This is a genomic window from Ruegeria sp. BHSC029, assembly GCF_059613085.1.
In genome coordinates, this window is the sequence record NZ_JBXWRU010000004.1 from 459,966 (window position 1) to 475,438 (window position 15,473).

The window sequence follows — 15,473 nt, forward strand, 5'->3', positions numbered from 1 at the left end:
GCAGCGCCCCCGAGTTCAAGCGCCGGTACGAACGGCAACGACGTCGGTTGCCGGAATCACGACGCCGCTGTCCAAGGTCAACATGACGACACCGGCCCCGACTTGGGCTTCGACGACGCGGCTGTAGGTGGCCGCAGGCCGCGCCGAGAGCAGTTCATCCCCCAAATAGCTTTCCAGCGTTGCGGAATAGGTGCCGTTGGGCAGCGGATTGCCCGATGCATCCACTCCAGCCCAAAGAAACTCGGTCTCGGACACCGGAACAGAGATTCGGTCGATTTCGGTTCCGTCAGAATCCTTGATGACCAGCACAGACGCATCCGCGCCCAGGTCAGGCTGAGTGAATATGGTCTGTGGCTGGCCATCAAACCGGAAGGAGGCTGCCCCCTGAACATCGACCCCAATCCAGTTGGACAGCTCATCCAGATTGACGCTGCTCAGGGCGGCGGTGAGGGTTGCCAGAAGGTCGTTGGTCTGCACCTGCTGCTCGACCATCGAAAACTGGGCGAGTTGCGACGCATATTCCGACGAATCCAGTGGCTCCAGAGGATCCTGGTTGCGCGCCTGCGCCGTCAACATCATGAGAAACGTCTCGAAGTCCGAGGTCAGCCCTGTCGCTGCTGAGGTTCCCGTTGGTTGCGCTGTTGAGGGTGTTTGTGTCGTGTATGCCGCAGTGGTGATCATGGTTCAAAGCCTCAGGTCCAACGCCCGGTCCACCTGAGTTGGGCGGGCCAGAGCGGGTGTTTCGGTTGCAGGGTCAAGCTCCCCTGTGGTGATGAATGTGCTTCGTTCAGTTGGCTCAGCGTCCTGCTCTGGGTTCGCCGAGGTGCCCAGATCAAAGGAAAGATCGCCCAGCCCCATCTCTTTGAATTCGGCTGACAGGATCGAGATATGCCGGCGCATGAGGTCCATGGTTTCAGGCCGGTCGGCGACGATCATCATGTGCAACCCGTCTTCGCGCCCGGTCACCTTGATCGAAACTTTGCCCAGCTCTTCCGGAGTCAGTGCGATTTCCACGCTTCCGCTTCCCGGCTTTGCGACGATGCTGGCCGCCATTTGCACGGCGACCGCCCGAGCAATTTCTGCCCGGCCCGAGAGCGGGGCGCTGTTGGTCGGGCCTGTATCCCTTTGCGCTGGGGTCGTACCCAAGTCCTGCGTTGGCATCCGATCGTGCAGACTGTCCTCTGGCATCGGGTCCTTCAGTGCTGCGCATTCCGATGTACCGACGATCTGCGCCCGGATGATGGATTCCGTTCCCTGGCCAGCAGGTTTGGCCGGCCGTTGATCCACCCCCCACGATCCGGTGGCCTGCTCGTCGCGCCTGGCTTCTTTACCGGTTGCAGTGCGCAATTCGTCCTTTCGGTTCTGCAGCCCTCCACTCACTCCAGGTTCGGTGGCGTTCAACTGCTCTTTTGCGGCTGACGCAGGTTGGGGCGCTGTGCTCGCGGCACGCTCGGGCGCTTCGGCTCCCTTGCCCGTGTCGCCCGCGAGCGATCGGCGATCGGGATCAGAGGTTACTGCGCGCATGGCCGCGGCGGCAGTTGACTGGCGTCCCTCCGCCGGAGGGCTGGCCTCGAGAGTGGCGTGCGCCGTCGCCTCGCGCTTTGGAAGTTCACCGGGCGTTGCCATGGGCAGAGGCGTGTCTTTCTGTCGAGCGTCCTGTTGTGATCCCTGCAATTCCAGCGGTTCAGCCAAATCGGGTTCGACCTGCGGGACGTCAGGGTCGGTGTTTTCATCGCCATCCACGATTTTCGGACCCGCGCGGCTGTCCGGATGAGGTTTCGCCTCGGCCTCTAGGTTCAGCATCTCATCTTCGGCCATGAGCTCCGCGAAATCAGAGTCGCCTTTTGTTGGGGGCTCGGACTTTGCGGCCCAATCCGGCTTTCCGCCGGAAATCACATTGGTCATCATGGTCAGGGCGTTGGGCATTTTGCTCCGGCTCCGGTTGTTTGGCCCAAACCTGCCCTCAAGGTAGTTACGTATATTTTAACCGCTCTTCGCTTTGATCGACAAAGATCGAAACAATTTTCGGAGAGGGCGATGGAAATCCCAAACTTCGCGCCGGTACCGCGCAGCAATATGACCGAACAAAGACTCAAGGCCGCAGCGGTCGAGCTTGAGGCAACTTTTCTAGCCGAAATGCTGAAGGCCGCAGGCCTGGGCAAGGCGCGGCAAGCTTTCGGAGGTGGCGCGGGCGAAGACCAGTTCGCGTCTTTCCTGTTGCAGGAGCAGGCCAGGCAATTGGCCCGATCCGGCGGGATCGGACTGTCGGAAACCCTTTTCAATGCAATGATGGAGAAGACCCATGCCGACTGAGCACAAGCAGGGACTGATTAAGGCTCTCGAGGAGGTTCTCGATCTCGAGCGCAGGGCTTTGGTCGAAGGGGACCTGGATCGGCTGGGCCAGATGATGCCGCAGAAGGAAAAACTGATCGGCGCACTCAACGAGATGCAGGTGCACGACAGTGACGACTTGATTCGACTGCACAAGAAGGTCGAGCGCAATCAGGGCCTGCTGACCAGCGCGGCCGAAGGGATTCGGGCGGTCATGAACCGGATGGCTGAACTCAGAAAAATCCGGCAGGAATTCACGACCTATGACGCGGCCGGGCAACGCAATGGCTTCGCCGTCCGTCAGGATCCCAAGCTGGAAAAACGTGCCTAGCGGCGGGTTTGATTCAAATCCGTCTTTTTCCGTCGGACCGCCTTAGCACTCCGTTAGGAGATCAGGCCCAAAAGTGGTCCCGCACCTCGAAAGAAGGTGGCGCGACCACCGATCGGTAGCTCGCACAGGTCAGAACGACAACACGTCCGCCAATGATGGTCGGGCGTCACTGGGCGAAGAATGCCCGAATGGAAAAGGATGAAAAACATGTCCAGCATTCTGACAAACAACGGCGCGATGGTTGCGCTGCAGACTCTGAAATCGGTCAACAAGAACCTTGCAGCAACCCAGAACGCGATTTCGACGGGTAAGGATGTCGCTACGGCCAAGGACAACTCGGCCGTATGGGCGATTTCCAAGGTGATGGAATCCGATGTCAACGGTTTCAATGCGATCAAGGATAGCCTGGCACTGGGTGAATCGACTGTCGCCGTGGCCCGGAACGCTTCGGAAACCGTGACCGACCTGCTGACCCAGATGAAGAACAAGATCGTCGCCGCGCAGGAGGACAACGTCGACCGCGGCAAGATCAATGATGACGTAGCCGCCCTGCGGGACCAGATCGCATCGGTTGTCGGTGCCGCACAGTTCAACGGCCTCAATCTTGTGGACGGGTCAGCGGGCACCGCATCGATCCTGTCGTCGCTGGATCGCGACAGCGCTGGCAACGTGACCGCGTCGTCGATTTCGGTGGCCAGCCAGGACCTGTCGACCGGTGGATATGCCAGCAAGGGCGTTCTGGCCGGCTCGGACAACGCGACCACTGACAATGACGCCGCCGGGTTCACAATGGACAAGTCCGGCGGGTCCGGTGACATCGTGATCGACAGTTCGACAGACAACTTCGCCGTCGGTGACAAAGTGTCGATCACCATCGGGGACAAAGTTGCATCATACACCGTGCAGGCCAGCGATCTGGACCCTTCGGGAACCTATGACTCTGCCTACACAGATGCCATCGTGGCAGTGGGGCTGAAGAACCAGATCGACGCGCTTGGGATCACCGGTGTAGCGATCGACTATGACTCCAGCGCGCCGGGCACCCTGTCCTTCGTGACCGGGACAGCAACCGCTGGTGCTGACGCAGATCGCGACGTAACCGTTTCGGCCCAGTTCACCAATGCCGGTTCTGGCGGTCTTGGCGCGCTGTCGTCGATTGACGTTTCGACCAGCGCCGGCGCTGCCGCAGCACTGGGCACGATCGAAACCTTGATCGATACGGCGATTGACGCGTCGGCCGCGTTCGGTTCGGCGCAAGGGCGGATCGAGACGCAGAAGGAGTTCATCTCGAACCTGACTGACTCTTTCAAATCCGGCATCGGCTCGCTGGTGGACGCCGATATGGAAGAGACCTCGGCCCGTCTGCAGGCCCTGCAGGTACAGCAGCAATTGGCGACACAATCGCTGTCGATCGCCAACCAGGCCCCGCAGTCGATCCTGTCGCTGTTCCGCTAAGGCGGAAACTTGGTCGGGGTGTGACCAACGCGCCCCGGCTGTGACTGCAAACACGACGGCCTTTTGAAAGGATTTCAAGTGACCCCGCAAACGCTTGCCCAACGGGCATATGCTCAGTCCGCCGCCCCGACGCGAACCCCGCGTGATACCGAATATGAGGCGATTTCAAAGATCACGCATCGGCTCAAGGCAGCGGCTGCGCGCAAAGCCTCGGATTTCTCGGGCTTTGTTCAGGCCCTGCATGAAAACCGCCGCTTGTGGTCCGTTCTGGCCAACGGCGTCGTGGATTCGGACAATGCACTGCCGAATGAGCTGCGCGCGCGGATCTTCTATCTGGCCGAGTTCACCGAGCAGCACACGGGCCAGGTTCTGGCCAGCAAGGCTGGGGTCGAGCCGCTGCTTGAAATCAATCTGGCGGTTTTGCGCGGGCTGCGTCAGCGGGGGACCGCGTGATGGGCGGGCTGGTTCTGAAGCTGGCTCCGAAAGAGCGGGTTCTGATCAATGGCGTAGTGATCGAGAACGGCGACCGACGGACCCGCTTTTCAATTATGACGCCCGAGGCAAATGTCCTTCGGTTGCGCGACGCGATACATCCCGACGAAGTGACAACCCCGGTCCGGCGCGTGTGTTACGCGGCCCAGCTGGTCCTGTCCGGAGATCTGGAAGCCGGAGACGCAAAACAACAGCTGCTGCGACGGATCGAGGAACTGAGCCAGGTCTTCACGGATGCCGACAGTCGCCAGGTCCTGGCACAGGCGACCGAAGCCCTGGTAACCGAGCAGTACTACAAATGCCTGAAGGCGCTTCGATCGTTGCTGCCGCGCGAAGAGCGTCTGATGGCCTATCGGCAATGACATTCCTGCCGGTCATTCCAACTGGGGGTATCGTGGGGTGGCGTTTTTTGCAGCGCACCTATGACGCCCAGTTGCAGGCCTTTTCCACCTCGGCGGTCAATGACCGGGACACGCAGTATTTTGTGGAAAACATCCGAAACGTCCGCTCGGCAGAAGATCTGGTCTCTGACCGACGCCTGCTGCAGGTCGCGTTGGGCGCGTTCGGATTGGAAGGTGACCTGGACAATCGGTACTTCATTCAAAAGGTCTTGTCAGACGGTACGAGTTCGGATGACGCCCTTGCGAACCGGCTTGCTGACAGCAGATATCGGGAGTTTTCCGAAGCATTCGGCTTGGGTCCGGGCGAAGTTCGGAAAACCGCACTGATCACTGACATGGACAAGATCGCTCAGAAGAATGTCGTCGCCCGGTTCGAAAGCTCGGTCGGAGAAACCGACGACTCGATGCGGATCGCACTTTTTGCCCAGCACGCTTTGAAAGACCTTGCCGGGCAGTCCGGAAGCGAGACCAAGAAGTGGTACGATCTGATGAGCCTGCCGCCGTTGCGCAGCATGATGGAAACAGCGTTGGGCCTGCCGTCAAGCTTTGGCCAGCTGGATATCGACAAGCAGCTGGACGTATTTCGGGACAAGCTGAGCAGAGTGACCGGTTCGCCGAACCTTTCGCAGTTCGTCGATGCCGATGCAATTGCCGAACTGACGGATACTTATCTCGCCCGAACTCAGATCGCACAGATGCAGAGTTCGATTTCTCCCGCGCAAACTGCGTTGATTTTGCTGGGCGCCGCAAGTTGAACCGTTCGGGCTAAGGTCAGTACCTCGCGCCAGGATCAGAAAGCGCACCAGTGCCGTGCGCAGCTATGAATGGCTATTTGGGATCGGGGGGGCAAGGGTGCCGGATGCTCAGGCATCCAGAACCGTGTCAGCGGATGTCTGCAAGGCAAAAGACATCACCGGATGCGAAACGTTGTGCAAGTCGACCGGCCCCAATGGAACGGCCCGGGAACAGGCCGGCTCGATATCTTCGGAAACGACGATCCGATGGCCATTGAGCTTGCCGAACTCGCCCAACCGCGCCGCGACATTGGCTGCATGTCCGATCACCGTGAAATCAAGCCGCTCGCGCGAACCGACATTTCCGTACGTAACACGCCCGAACGATACGCCGATCGAGCAATCGCATTGCCGGTTCTTGTCGGAGCGACGCAGCTCGGCCAATTTCTCGACGATTTCAACGGCACTGCGCTGAGCGTCTGACCGTGCCTTGCCGGGGTCCTCACCTGCCGGGAAAACCGCAAGAACGGCGTCGCCGATGAATTTTAGAACCTCACCGTCGTTGTCGTGGACGATGCCGGACACCGTTTCGAAGAATTCGTTCAACAGGTTGATGTATTCCGTGCGGCCCAGATCCTCTTCCAGGCTGGTCGAGTTGCGCAGGTCACAGAACATGATGGCCGCGTCGATGTCATCGCCGTCGCCGCGACGAATGTCGCCGCCCAAAACGCGGGCCCCGGTTCGTTTGCCCACATAGGTCTCGAGAAGGGCCTGAGAATTCTCGCGCTGCATGAACACCTCATAGTAGCGGGCGATGACGGCCGAGCACTCAAAGACAAGCCCCAGGTTTTCCGTGGTAAAGCCGTTGGGGTGGTCGCAGGTCAACGTCAGGACATTGATACGCCCGTCGGAAAACGGCAGAGGCATTGCCACGTAATCGGTGCCCCCCTTTGCGCGCAGGTCCTCCATGATGGGGAAACTGTTGTGGGGGTTGTCTACGTTCAGCCGTTGCCGAACGCCGCCCAATCCGTTCGAGACATGCCGCAAGGGGCTGTTGATGAACGCGGGGTGGTCGTGAATCTCGTAGGTTGGAATATTGGTCGAAATCTCCTCGGCACCCTTTTCCCAGATGTAGTGCTTGCCTGCGATCAGGGGATGCAGCGACCAGACAAGGATGCTGAGACGTTGAATGGCGATGCCGTGTTCCAGCATTTTTTCGGCCAGGGTCTTGGTGAAATCTTCCGGTGTTGAGATCGACCCCGCGCCACGCATCAACCAATCGATCAACGGGCCGCTGATGTTGCCGTCTCGCGGTTGGCGCAATTGATTGTCGCCCAGATCGATATGAGTGTAGGCCGCCGGCATGAAGCCGATGTGACCCTGAATGGCTTTGCTTTCAGGCAGGGAATCCTCGTAGGCCCAAACCGAGTTTGCCAACCGTTCATCGCCAATCAGGACATCGTGATAGGTTGCCGTGCCTTTGAACGGGCAGAAGGTCTGCAACTCGGTCTCGCCGCTCAGATCAACGCGCACGTCTTCGCGCGGAACATAAATCGCAGGCGGCAGCCGGGTTTCATACATGACCTTGGCATTCGTGCTTTCAGCCAGAAGGATGTCATCGCGGTAGATGGCAACCCTGCCGTCAAGCGTTTCGATCGAAATTCCGTAGCCGTTCGTATTCCGTGTGGCGTGGACATTCATCGGCCGTCTCCCTTGCCCGGGTCCCTAGAGGATGGGCTTTTGCAGCCCGATTTCCAAGGGGCGCAACACAGAATTTACCGATCGCGATCCACGGCCGAGGTGGTCAGACCATCTGGATCACGTCTTTTTCGATCGCCAGCATATAGCCCTTTTTGGCGATGTTTTTGACCAACAGCTCGCTGACCATCTGATTTCCCAGCGCGTCCCGCAGCCGTTTGATGCGCGTGGCCCCGGCAGCTTCGTCACAGTCCGATATGTCTCGGCCAGAGATCATGGCTTCGATCTGAACCCCCGACAGCACTTCGTCGTCGAGACGGGACTCGGCCAAGACGGCCAGTGTTTCCATCGCTGCGGGCGTCAGCTTGAAATCCATGTTGTTCAGGTAGACGGTGTTCTCTTCGCGACTGATCAGCAGCGACGTGACCTGGATTCCCGTGCGCTCGATCTGGGCCATTCGACGGTTCAACGTCACCAGCATCACCAGAAAGACCAAGGCGGCCAACAGCATGGCCGTGGCAAAGATCAGCAGCACGAAGATCACCATCCGGTAGCTGGCCAGCGTGTCGGCAAATGCGGTTCCGGATTGCGCGAGGATCTCCAGCAATCGGATTTCAGCCTGGGTGGTCAGATCGCTTTCGACGAACAGCCGCTCGACCCGTGCGTTAAAAGCATTGGCATCGGGCAGGGTCCAGAACAAAAAGGCTGCGGCCGTGATCAGGATCACAACGATTGCGGCGATGCCTGCTCCGACCAGCCGGGTGCCAGACCGCCGAGCCTCAGAAACGGAGATAGAATTTTCCGGCATTGGCCTTCCTTTGATCCAACCCTTCCGGTCCAAAAACGCTGATCACGTTGAGCAACGTCCACCCCGAGGATTTCAGCCTTTTGGCCACCTCTTGCTTGGCTTGCCCCTTTTTGCAGGCGGACACCTGCATCACGCCATAGTGCAGGCGCAGCGGGTTGTCCTGTTTGGCCTTGTAATCGGCATAGCATTCGGCCGCCGAAACGGTGGTGCTCAGCGATATCAACGTCGCAACGACCAGGAAAGAGAGGATCTGTTTCATAGGCTGCATACTGCGCATGGCTTGGCACGATATTCAATATCTCAAAGGGTTTGCGGCGATGATATCGGATAACACTGGGCCGTTATTGCTTGTCTGTCGGCGGGTGGCCGAAAGCTGTTGCATCAGTTTCGCGGTCAGCCAGTGGCGCCGCGTCCAGCTTTGAAAGGACACTTGTCATGCACCGGAAGTTCATCGCCCTCGTCGTCGCCACCGCAGTCGCCATCACCGGCGTTTCCGCATCCCAGGCCAAGGCGGCCGACGCCCATGATATTCTGGGCGGGTTGGCGGCCATTGCCATCATCGGTGCGGCCGTCAATCACTATAACAAGGAAAAGCGCAAAGAGCGTGTCACCCGGCAGAACAACTATGTCTACCAGCCGCAAAACGTTCGGCCCGATCATATCCGCCCGCTGCCCCGGCGTGTCGCCCGCTATGACCTGCCGCAGCGTTGCCTGAAGACCTACAAAGGCTATTCGAAGAAACGTCCTTTGCTGGGGCCGAATTGCCTCGAGAAACACTACAATCATGCCAATAGCCTGCCACAACAGTGCAAAGTGGGGTTCTGGGACGGCAAGAAGGTGAAGCGGGCCTACGAACCCGCCTGCCTGCGCCAGAAAGGATACCGCATGGTTTACCAGTAATCGGTTTCGAGCAGGAGCAGCGCCGCAGAAGCGCTGTGCGGGAAGGGGGCGGCCTGGGTCGCCTCCTTCTTTTTTGTTGCGGTTCGGACCAAAAAGCGGTTTGCCGAGGGGATGACGACTCCGACGTTTGAATTGGAACAGGCGCTGATTGCGCAGGGCTACCCCCGAATAGCCGGTGTAGACGAGGTGGGCCGCGGCCCGTTGGCCGGTCCGGTCGTGGCGGCCGCGGTCATTCTGAATCCGCAAGACATCCCCGACGGTTTGAATGACTCCAAGAAGCTGACGGCGCGAAGGCGGCGCACCCTTGACGAAGATCTGCGCGCCCGGGCCGAGTTTGCCATTGCCGAGGCGTCGGTTGAGGAAATTGATGACCTCAATATCTTGTATGCCTCTCATCTGGCGATGGAGCGCGCCGTCGCCGCCCTGCATCCTGCGCCGGACTACCTGTTGATCGACGGCAATCTGATCCCCAAAGGGCTGACCTTGCCGGCGCAGGCCGTGGTCAAAGGGGACGCGAAGTCAGTCTCGATTGCGGCGGCGTCGATCCTTGCAAAGAATTGGCGCGATCAACTGATGGTGGATTTGGCGCAACAGCATCCGGGCTACGGCTGGGAAACCAATGCGGGCTATCCGTCCAAACAACACCGCGAGGCGCTGCAATATCTTGGGGTAACCCCACACCATAGACGTTCGTTCAAGCCCGTCCACAATATCTTGTATCAAGAGTAAATCGTAACCCTCTGATTCAAAAAAGAATTTGACGCCGAATCCGGTTTGACTCATCCTAGTCTCAACCAAATGAGCGCAAAAGCGCCGTGGAACTTGAGGCAGAGACATGACAACTACCAAGACAAAGGGCGCATCCGCGCTCCCTTTAAACACGATTCTATCTGGCGACTGCATCGAGGTGATGAACAGTCTGCCCGAGGCGTCGGTTGACCTGATTTTTGCGGATCCGCCGTATAATTTGCAGCTGAAAGGACAGTTGCATCGCCCGGACAACAGCCAGGTGGATGCGGTCGATGATCATTGGGACCAGTTCTCGAGCTTTGCCGCCTATGACCAGTTTACCCGCGAGTGGCTGAAGGCCGCGCATCGCCTGCTCAAGCCCAATGGGGCGATCTGGGTGATCGGCTCGTATCATAACATCTTCCGCGTGGGCTCGGCCCTGCAGGATGCGGGCTATTGGATTTTGAACGACGTGATCTGGCGCAAGTCGAACCCGATGCCGAATTTCCGGGGCAAGCGGTTCACCAACGCGCATGAAACGATGATCTGGGCCAGCAAGCGGGAAGGGGCGAAATACACCTTCAACTATGAGGCGCTGAAGGCCTTGAATGAAGGCGTGCAGATGCGCAGCGACTGGGTGCTGCCGATCTGCACGGGCCACGAGCGCCTGAAAGATGAAAATGGTGACAAGGCGCACCCTACGCAAAAGCCCGAGTCGCTGTTGCACAGGGTTCTGGTTGGTTCGACCAATCCGGGTGACGTGGTGCTTGACCCGTTCTTCGGCACCGGAACCACCGGCGCGGTGGCCAAGATGCTGGGCCGCGAGTTCATCGGGATCGAGCGTGAGGACAGCTATCGAAAGGTGGCCGAAAAGCGCATCGCCAAGGTGCGCAAGTTTGACCGTGACGCGCTCGAGGTCAGCGCCAGCAAACGCGCCGAGCCGCGCGTGCCCTTCGGCCAGCTGGTCGAACGCGGCATGCTGCGCCCGGGCGAAGAGCTGTATTCGATGAACCAGCGGCACAAGGCCAAGGTGCGGGCCGACGGTACGCTGGTGGGCGACAACATCAAGGGCTCGATCCATCAGGTGGGCGCGCATCTGGAAAACGCGCCGTCCTGCAATGGCTGGACATACTGGTGCTTCAAGCGCGACGGAAAAACCGTTCCGATCGACGTGCTGCGCCAGCAGATCCGGGCCGAACTGCACAACTGATCACACCAATACCGCCGGTGCCTGTGGCCTGACACATGGTACCAAGCCTTGCCCCGCCGAACCCGGCGGGGTCTTTTGTTTTGTGCCCCGTGATGTTTGGATGGTGCGACCCCATATCCCGCTACATAGCGAGGGAGCATCAGGAATGTCTGATACCACGGCCAGCCAATCCCGGTTTCAGCGGTTTTTCGTGACCACGCCGGACAAATTCAATTTGGACAACAAATACACCGAAGCCGCGCTGGAACGGCACAAGCGCGAGGGGCTGGAACTGGCCGTCCGCGCCCGCTGGATCGCCATGGCGTTGACCGGTGTCCTGCTAGTGTTTCTGAATCCGAACTGGGATGTGATGTGGTATCATTTCATCCTGCTGCTGCTCTGCGGCAACGGCTGGCTGATCCGGCGCGCTGGCCGTGTGGGCCAATCCCGGATCGAGCTTCTGCTGATTTTCGCCGATCTGCTGATCATGACGCTGGGCATGGTCGTTCCCAACCCGTTCAGCGACGATGTGCGCCCGCTGGCGATGCAGTACCGGTTCGACAATTTCCAGTATTTCTTCATCATCCTGGCCGCAGGTACGCTGGCCTATTCCTGGCGCACGGTGATCGCCATGGGCAGCTGGACGGCCCTGATGTGGACGGCGGGCTGGATCGTCGCCTGGTGGGTGGCCACGCCCATCTCTGGCCTCAGCGAAAAGGTTGCCACCGCGTTGCAGGGCTATCCGGCCGTGGCCGAACTGTTGGACCCCAACAGCTTCATGGTTCCGATGCGCGTGCAAGAGGTGATCGTGTTCATGATGGTCGCGGTTACGCTGGGCGTGTCGATGCGGCGGCTCAATCGCCTGTTGATCTCAAATGCCGGACTGGAGCGGGAACGCGCCAACCTGTCGCGATACTTCTCGCCCAACGTGGTCGAGGAGCTGAGCCAGAACGACGAACCGCTCAAGCAGGTGCGCAAGGAAAACATCGCGGTTCTGTTCATCGACATCGTGGGCTTCACGAAATTCGCTGCCGGCCGCGACCCGTATGAGGTGATCGAGGTGCTGCGGGGCTTCCATGCGCGAATGGAGGCCGAGGTGTTCCATCACCACGGAACCTTGGACAAGTATCTGGGCGACGGGCTGATGGCCACGTTCGGCACGCCGGTTCCAACCCCGCTGGACGCGGTCAACGCCCTGTCCTGCGCGCGGTCAATGGCTGACATCATCGACCGTTGGAATCTGGAACGCCGACGGGCAGGCGAGCAGGAGATTCAGGTTGGCATCGGTGTTCACTACGGTCCGGTCGTTCTGGGCGACATCGGGGCCAACCGGCTGGAATTCGCGGTGATCGGAGACGCGGTCAATCTGGCTGCCAAGCTTGAAGCAATGACGCGAAAGATGGGTGCGCGGATTGTCATCAGCGACGCGCTGCGCGAAAAGGCCCTAAGCGAAGCGTCGACGGCTGCCGATCTGATGAACGGGTTCCAGCGCCACGATGCACAGGCGGTTGGCGGCGTCGAGCGGCCGGTCGATATCTGGGCGCTGCGTTGACCGCTCTCAGGACCGTGGCATCGGAAGCATTGCCTTGTTGTACGGCTTCCAATCCGTGATCTCGGGGTAGTACTGTCGCCGCCAAGCCCGCACCCGCGGGTTCATCACACGCCGCCACAGCGGCGGGACCATCGCCGCGATCGTCATCACCGGATAGCCATAGGGCAGTTGCGGGGCCGCTTCGGCAGGGTGGTTCTGCAGCAGCGGAAACCGCCGGTTGGGCTTGTAATGATGGTCCGAGTGGCGTTGCAGATTGATTAGCAGCCAGTTCGAGGCCTTGTGCGCGGCGTTCCACGAATGGCGCGGCCGGACATGTTCGTACTTGCCGTCGCCCAAGTATTTGCGCGTCAGCCCATAATGCTCGACATAGTTGACCAGCTCCAGCTGCCAGATCGCAGTGCCGGCCTGAACCAGGAACAGCCCCAGCCCCGCCCACCCGCCGAGCAGCAGCGCCAGCGCCAGCATCAATCCCTGCAGCGCCCAATACCGCCAGAACGGGTTCGCCCGGTCCGTCCAGTTCAGCCCCTTGCGCGCCAGCTTGGCCTTTTCGGCCTGAAACGCGGACACCAGGCACTGGCGCAGGACGCGCGGGTAGAAGCGGTGGAACCCTTCGTTGTAGCGTGCGGTCACGGGGTCGCGCGGCGTGCCCACATAGCGGTGATGCACCAGCAGGTGTTCGGAGCGGAAATGCGAATACAGAACCATCGCCAGCAGGATGTCGCCCAGCCACCGCTCCAGCCGGCCCTTCTGGTGCATCAGTTCGTGGCTGTAGTTGATGCCGATCGTGCCCGAGATCACGCCCATCCCGAAGAACAGCCCGATCTTTTCCAGTGATGACAGATGTTCGGCGCGGGTGGCGTACCAGATCAGGCCATAGAGCGTGAAAAACTGGACCGGAACCCAGGCCTTGGTCAGCAGGACGTACCAGCGCAGCGCGTCCTCGGGCGTTTCGGGGTCGGCGTTTTCAAGGTTCAGCCCGGTCAGCCCGTCCAGCGCTGCAAACAACCACCAGGTGGACAGCGGCACCAGCAATACCCACCAGCCGCCGGCGAAAGCGGTGAACCACAGGATCGGGATCAATAGGAACGAAACCCAGAAAGGAAGGGCTGTTTGCCAGCGCGACAGGGTGTCAGTCGAGATCATGGTCAGGCTCCGAAACTCTGCCGTCAGGATAATCCTGCCCGATCCATTTTCCCAGATGCAGAACTGCCGCGCCACAGATCATGCGCCTTGCGCATCACGGTCGGAAGATCGCCGGGGCGAAAGGCATGTATGGGCGTCACGACCAACCCCACGGGGTCCACCTCTGCGGGTACGGCGGCGGTCCAGACGCGCAGGATCAGGTGGAAATGGGTAAAGGTATGGCGCACCTCGGCGGGCAACAGGGTCCAATCAGCCGGAAAGGGCGGCGTCTCGGCCGCGTCCTCGGCCCAGTCCGAGCCCGGAAAGCCCAGCATCCCGCCCAACAGCCCCGTTTCCGGTCGGCGCTCCAACAGGATTGCGCCATCGGCGCGCTGCGCGATGTAGACGTGGCCAAGACGGGTGGGCTTCGGCGCTTTGGGTGTTTTGCGCGGCAGGTCGGCCTGTGTTCCGGCAGCGCGGGCCTCGCACGGGTCTCGCAGGGGGCAGATGCCACAGGCCGGAGATTTCGGCGTACAGATCGTGGCCCCCAGATCCATCACCGCCTGGGCATAGTCGCCGGGGCGTTCGTCAGGGGTCAGCGCGGCGGCCTTCGCCTTCAGCAGAGGTTTCGACTTCGGCAACGGGTCGTGGATGTCATGCAGCCGGGCCATGACCCGCTCGACATTTCCGTCCAGCACGGTTTCCGGCCGGTCAAAGGCGATGGCCGCGATGGCCGCGGCGGTGTAAGGGCCGATGCCGGGCAGCTTCAGCAGCGCATCATGGCTGTCTGGAAAGCGCCCGTCGTGCTGCTCCACCACCGCGCGGGCGCATTTCAGCAGGTTGCGGGCGCGGGCATAATAGCCCAGCCCGGCCCATTCCGCCATCACCTGGTCATCGGGTGCGGCGGCCAGCGCCCGGACATCCGGCCAACGCGAGGTGAAGCGCAGGAAATAATCCCGCACGGCGGCCACCGTGGTCTGCTGCAGCATCACCTCGGACAGCCACACGCGGTAGGGGTCGGGTTGCACGCCCGCGGCCCTGTTGGCGGGGCTGACCCGCCACGGCAGATCGCGGGCATGACGGTCGTACCAGGCAAGCAGGCTGCGGCTCAGGTCGAAAGTGGCGGTGTCACGCAAGTTTTATCCATTTCTCTGTCGAGTTTCGCTGGCGCCCGGATGCACGCCCATTACAATAGCGGCGCAGGAGTTGGAAACCAGATGCAACCAAGACGGTCCACCACCCGCGGGTTCAAACGCACCGCGTCCTTGCTGAGCGATCGGATCCGCAAAGCCGGTGAAAGTCGCGGCTTTGCCGTGTCGCGCCTGTTGACCCATTGGGCCGATATCGTGGGCCCCGACATCGCCGCCATCGCCCGACCGGTCAAGGTGGGCTATGGAAAGGGTGGGTTCGGCGCCACATTGACCGTGCTGACCACCGGACCGCAGGCCCCGATGCTCGAGATGCAGAAGGACCGTCTGCGCGACAAAGTGAATGCCGTCTATGGCTACAGTGCCATCAGCCGCATCCGCATCACCCAGACTGCTCCTACAGGATTTGCCGAGGGGCAGGCCAGTTTCGAGCATCGGTCGAAACAGGCGAAACCCACCATCGCACCGGAAGTCGTTGCCGAGGCAGACAAAGTGACGCGCGAGGTTCACGACCAAGACTTGCGCGCGGCCCTTGAACGACTGGGCCGGAACGTTCTATCCAAACAAAAACGCTGAGAAAGGG

18 protein-coding genes are annotated in these 15,473 nt (G+C 60.4%); 11 read left to right on the forward strand and 7 right to left on the reverse strand.

Features of this window, described 5'->3' with window-relative positions; all coding sequences use genetic code 11:
- Nucleotides 1-15: 15 nt before the first annotated feature.
- Nucleotides 16-681, reverse strand: a complete 666-nt coding sequence (locus AC2FML_RS12325) for a flagellar hook capping FlgD N-terminal domain-containing protein (RefSeq protein WP_496783336.1) — start codon at nucleotides 679-681, stop codon at nucleotides 16-18.
- A 3-nt stretch (nucleotides 682-684) separates the two neighbouring features.
- A complete protein-coding gene (locus AC2FML_RS12330) occupies nucleotides 685-1,926 on the reverse strand; it encodes a flagellar hook-length control protein FliK (RefSeq protein ID WP_496783338.1) in 1,242 nt (413 codons plus the stop codon).
- 111 nt (nucleotides 1,927-2,037) lie between these two features.
- Here AC2FML_RS12330 and AC2FML_RS12335 point away from each other — a divergent pair, with 111 nt between their 5' ends.
- From AC2FML_RS12335 to AC2FML_RS12360, 6 genes are all read left to right on the forward strand, one after another.
- A complete protein-coding gene (locus tag AC2FML_RS12335; protein WP_170391183.1) occupies nucleotides 2,038-2,313 on the forward strand; it encodes a rod-binding protein in 276 nt (91 codons plus the stop codon).
- Nucleotides 2,303-2,662 carry a flagellar biosynthesis protein FlgN gene (locus tag AC2FML_RS12340; RefSeq protein ID WP_170360758.1) on the forward strand — a complete coding sequence of 120 codons (360 nt, stop codon included), beginning with the start codon at nucleotides 2,303-2,305 and terminating at the stop codon, nucleotides 2,660-2,662. The genes AC2FML_RS12335 and AC2FML_RS12340 overlap by 11 nt, the downstream gene beginning before the upstream one ends.
- A 207-nt stretch (nucleotides 2,663-2,869) precedes the next feature.
- Nucleotides 2,870-4,117, forward strand: a complete 1,248-nt coding sequence (locus AC2FML_RS12345) for a flagellin N-terminal helical domain-containing protein (protein ID WP_170360760.1) — start codon at nucleotides 2,870-2,872, stop codon at nucleotides 4,115-4,117.
- 78 nt (nucleotides 4,118-4,195) lie between these two features.
- The gene (gene flaF, locus AC2FML_RS12350; RefSeq protein WP_170370107.1) at nucleotides 4,196-4,570 is read left to right on the forward strand and encodes a flagellar biosynthesis regulator FlaF; all 375 of its coding nucleotides are present in this window, start codon (nucleotides 4,196-4,198) and stop codon (nucleotides 4,568-4,570) included.
- Entirely contained in the window at nucleotides 4,570-4,971 is a 402-nt protein-coding gene (gene flbT / locus AC2FML_RS12355) for a flagellar biosynthesis repressor FlbT (protein ID WP_496783341.1), read from the forward strand. Before flaF ends, flbT begins: the two co-directional genes overlap by 1 nt.
- A gap of 32 nt (nucleotides 4,972-5,003) precedes the next feature.
- A complete protein-coding gene (locus AC2FML_RS12360; RefSeq protein WP_496733626.1) occupies nucleotides 5,004-5,765 on the forward strand; it encodes a DUF1217 domain-containing protein in 762 nt (253 codons plus the stop codon).
- A 108-nt stretch (nucleotides 5,766-5,873) separates the two neighbouring features.
- On the opposite strand, the gene AC2FML_RS12365 is transcribed toward AC2FML_RS12360, so the two are convergent.
- The 3 genes from AC2FML_RS12365 to AC2FML_RS12375 all read right to left on the reverse strand — a co-directional run bounded on the left by AC2FML_RS12365 (nucleotide 5,874) and on the right by AC2FML_RS12375 (nucleotide 8,509).
- Complete coding sequence (locus AC2FML_RS12365) at nucleotides 5,874-7,445, reverse strand: DUF427 domain-containing protein (RefSeq protein ID WP_170360768.1); 1,572 nt, start codon at nucleotides 7,443-7,445, stop codon at nucleotides 5,874-5,876.
- 103 nt (nucleotides 7,446-7,548) lie between these two features.
- Nucleotides 7,549-8,250, reverse strand: coding sequence for a winged helix-turn-helix domain-containing protein (locus AC2FML_RS12370; protein ID WP_093964234.1), 702 nt, complete (start codon nucleotides 8,248-8,250; stop codon nucleotides 7,549-7,551).
- Nucleotides 8,222-8,509, reverse strand: a complete 288-nt coding sequence (locus tag AC2FML_RS12375) for a hypothetical protein (protein WP_093964235.1) — start codon at nucleotides 8,507-8,509, stop codon at nucleotides 8,222-8,224. Before AC2FML_RS12375 ends, AC2FML_RS12370 begins: the two co-directional genes overlap by 29 nt.
- Nucleotides 8,510-8,685: 176 nt before the next feature.
- On the opposite strand from AC2FML_RS12375, the gene AC2FML_RS12380 reads away from it, so the two are divergent.
- The 4 genes from AC2FML_RS12380 to AC2FML_RS12395 all read left to right on the forward strand — a co-directional run bounded on the left by AC2FML_RS12380 (nucleotide 8,686) and on the right by AC2FML_RS12395 (nucleotide 12,620).
- A complete protein-coding gene (locus AC2FML_RS12380; RefSeq protein WP_496783343.1) occupies nucleotides 8,686-9,150 on the forward strand; it encodes a hypothetical protein in 465 nt (154 codons plus the stop codon).
- 111 nt (nucleotides 9,151-9,261) lie between these two features.
- On the forward strand, nucleotides 9,262-9,879 hold the full coding sequence (rnhB, locus tag AC2FML_RS12385; RefSeq protein ID WP_480637289.1) for a ribonuclease HII: 618 nt from the start codon (nucleotides 9,262-9,264) through the stop codon (nucleotides 9,877-9,879).
- Between the two features lie 106 nt (nucleotides 9,880-9,985).
- Entirely contained in the window at nucleotides 9,986-11,089 is a 1,104-nt protein-coding gene (locus AC2FML_RS12390; protein WP_170341272.1) for a site-specific DNA-methyltransferase, read from the forward strand.
- Between the two features lie 145 nt (nucleotides 11,090-11,234).
- On the forward strand, nucleotides 11,235-12,620 hold the full coding sequence (locus tag AC2FML_RS12395; RefSeq protein WP_170341274.1) for an adenylate/guanylate cyclase domain-containing protein: 1,386 nt from the start codon (nucleotides 11,235-11,237) through the stop codon (nucleotides 12,618-12,620).
- A gap of 6 nt (nucleotides 12,621-12,626) precedes the next feature.
- Here AC2FML_RS12395 and AC2FML_RS12400 read toward each other — a convergent pair whose 3' ends face one another.
- Nucleotides 12,627-13,763, reverse strand: a complete 1,137-nt coding sequence (locus AC2FML_RS12400) for an alkane 1-monooxygenase (RefSeq protein WP_496733634.1) — start codon at nucleotides 13,761-13,763, stop codon at nucleotides 12,627-12,629.
- 23 nt (nucleotides 13,764-13,786) lie between these two features.
- Nucleotides 13,787-14,878, reverse strand: a complete 1,092-nt coding sequence (gene mutY, locus AC2FML_RS12405) for an A/G-specific adenine glycosylase (protein WP_496783345.1) — start codon at nucleotides 14,876-14,878, stop codon at nucleotides 13,787-13,789.
- An 81-nt stretch (nucleotides 14,879-14,959) separates the two neighbouring features.
- On the opposite strand from mutY, the gene AC2FML_RS12410 reads away from it, so the two are divergent.
- Entirely contained in the window at nucleotides 14,960-15,466 is a 507-nt protein-coding gene (locus AC2FML_RS12410) for a DUF721 domain-containing protein (protein WP_496783348.1), read from the forward strand.
- The last annotated feature ends 7 nt before the right edge of the window (nucleotides 15,467-15,473 follow it).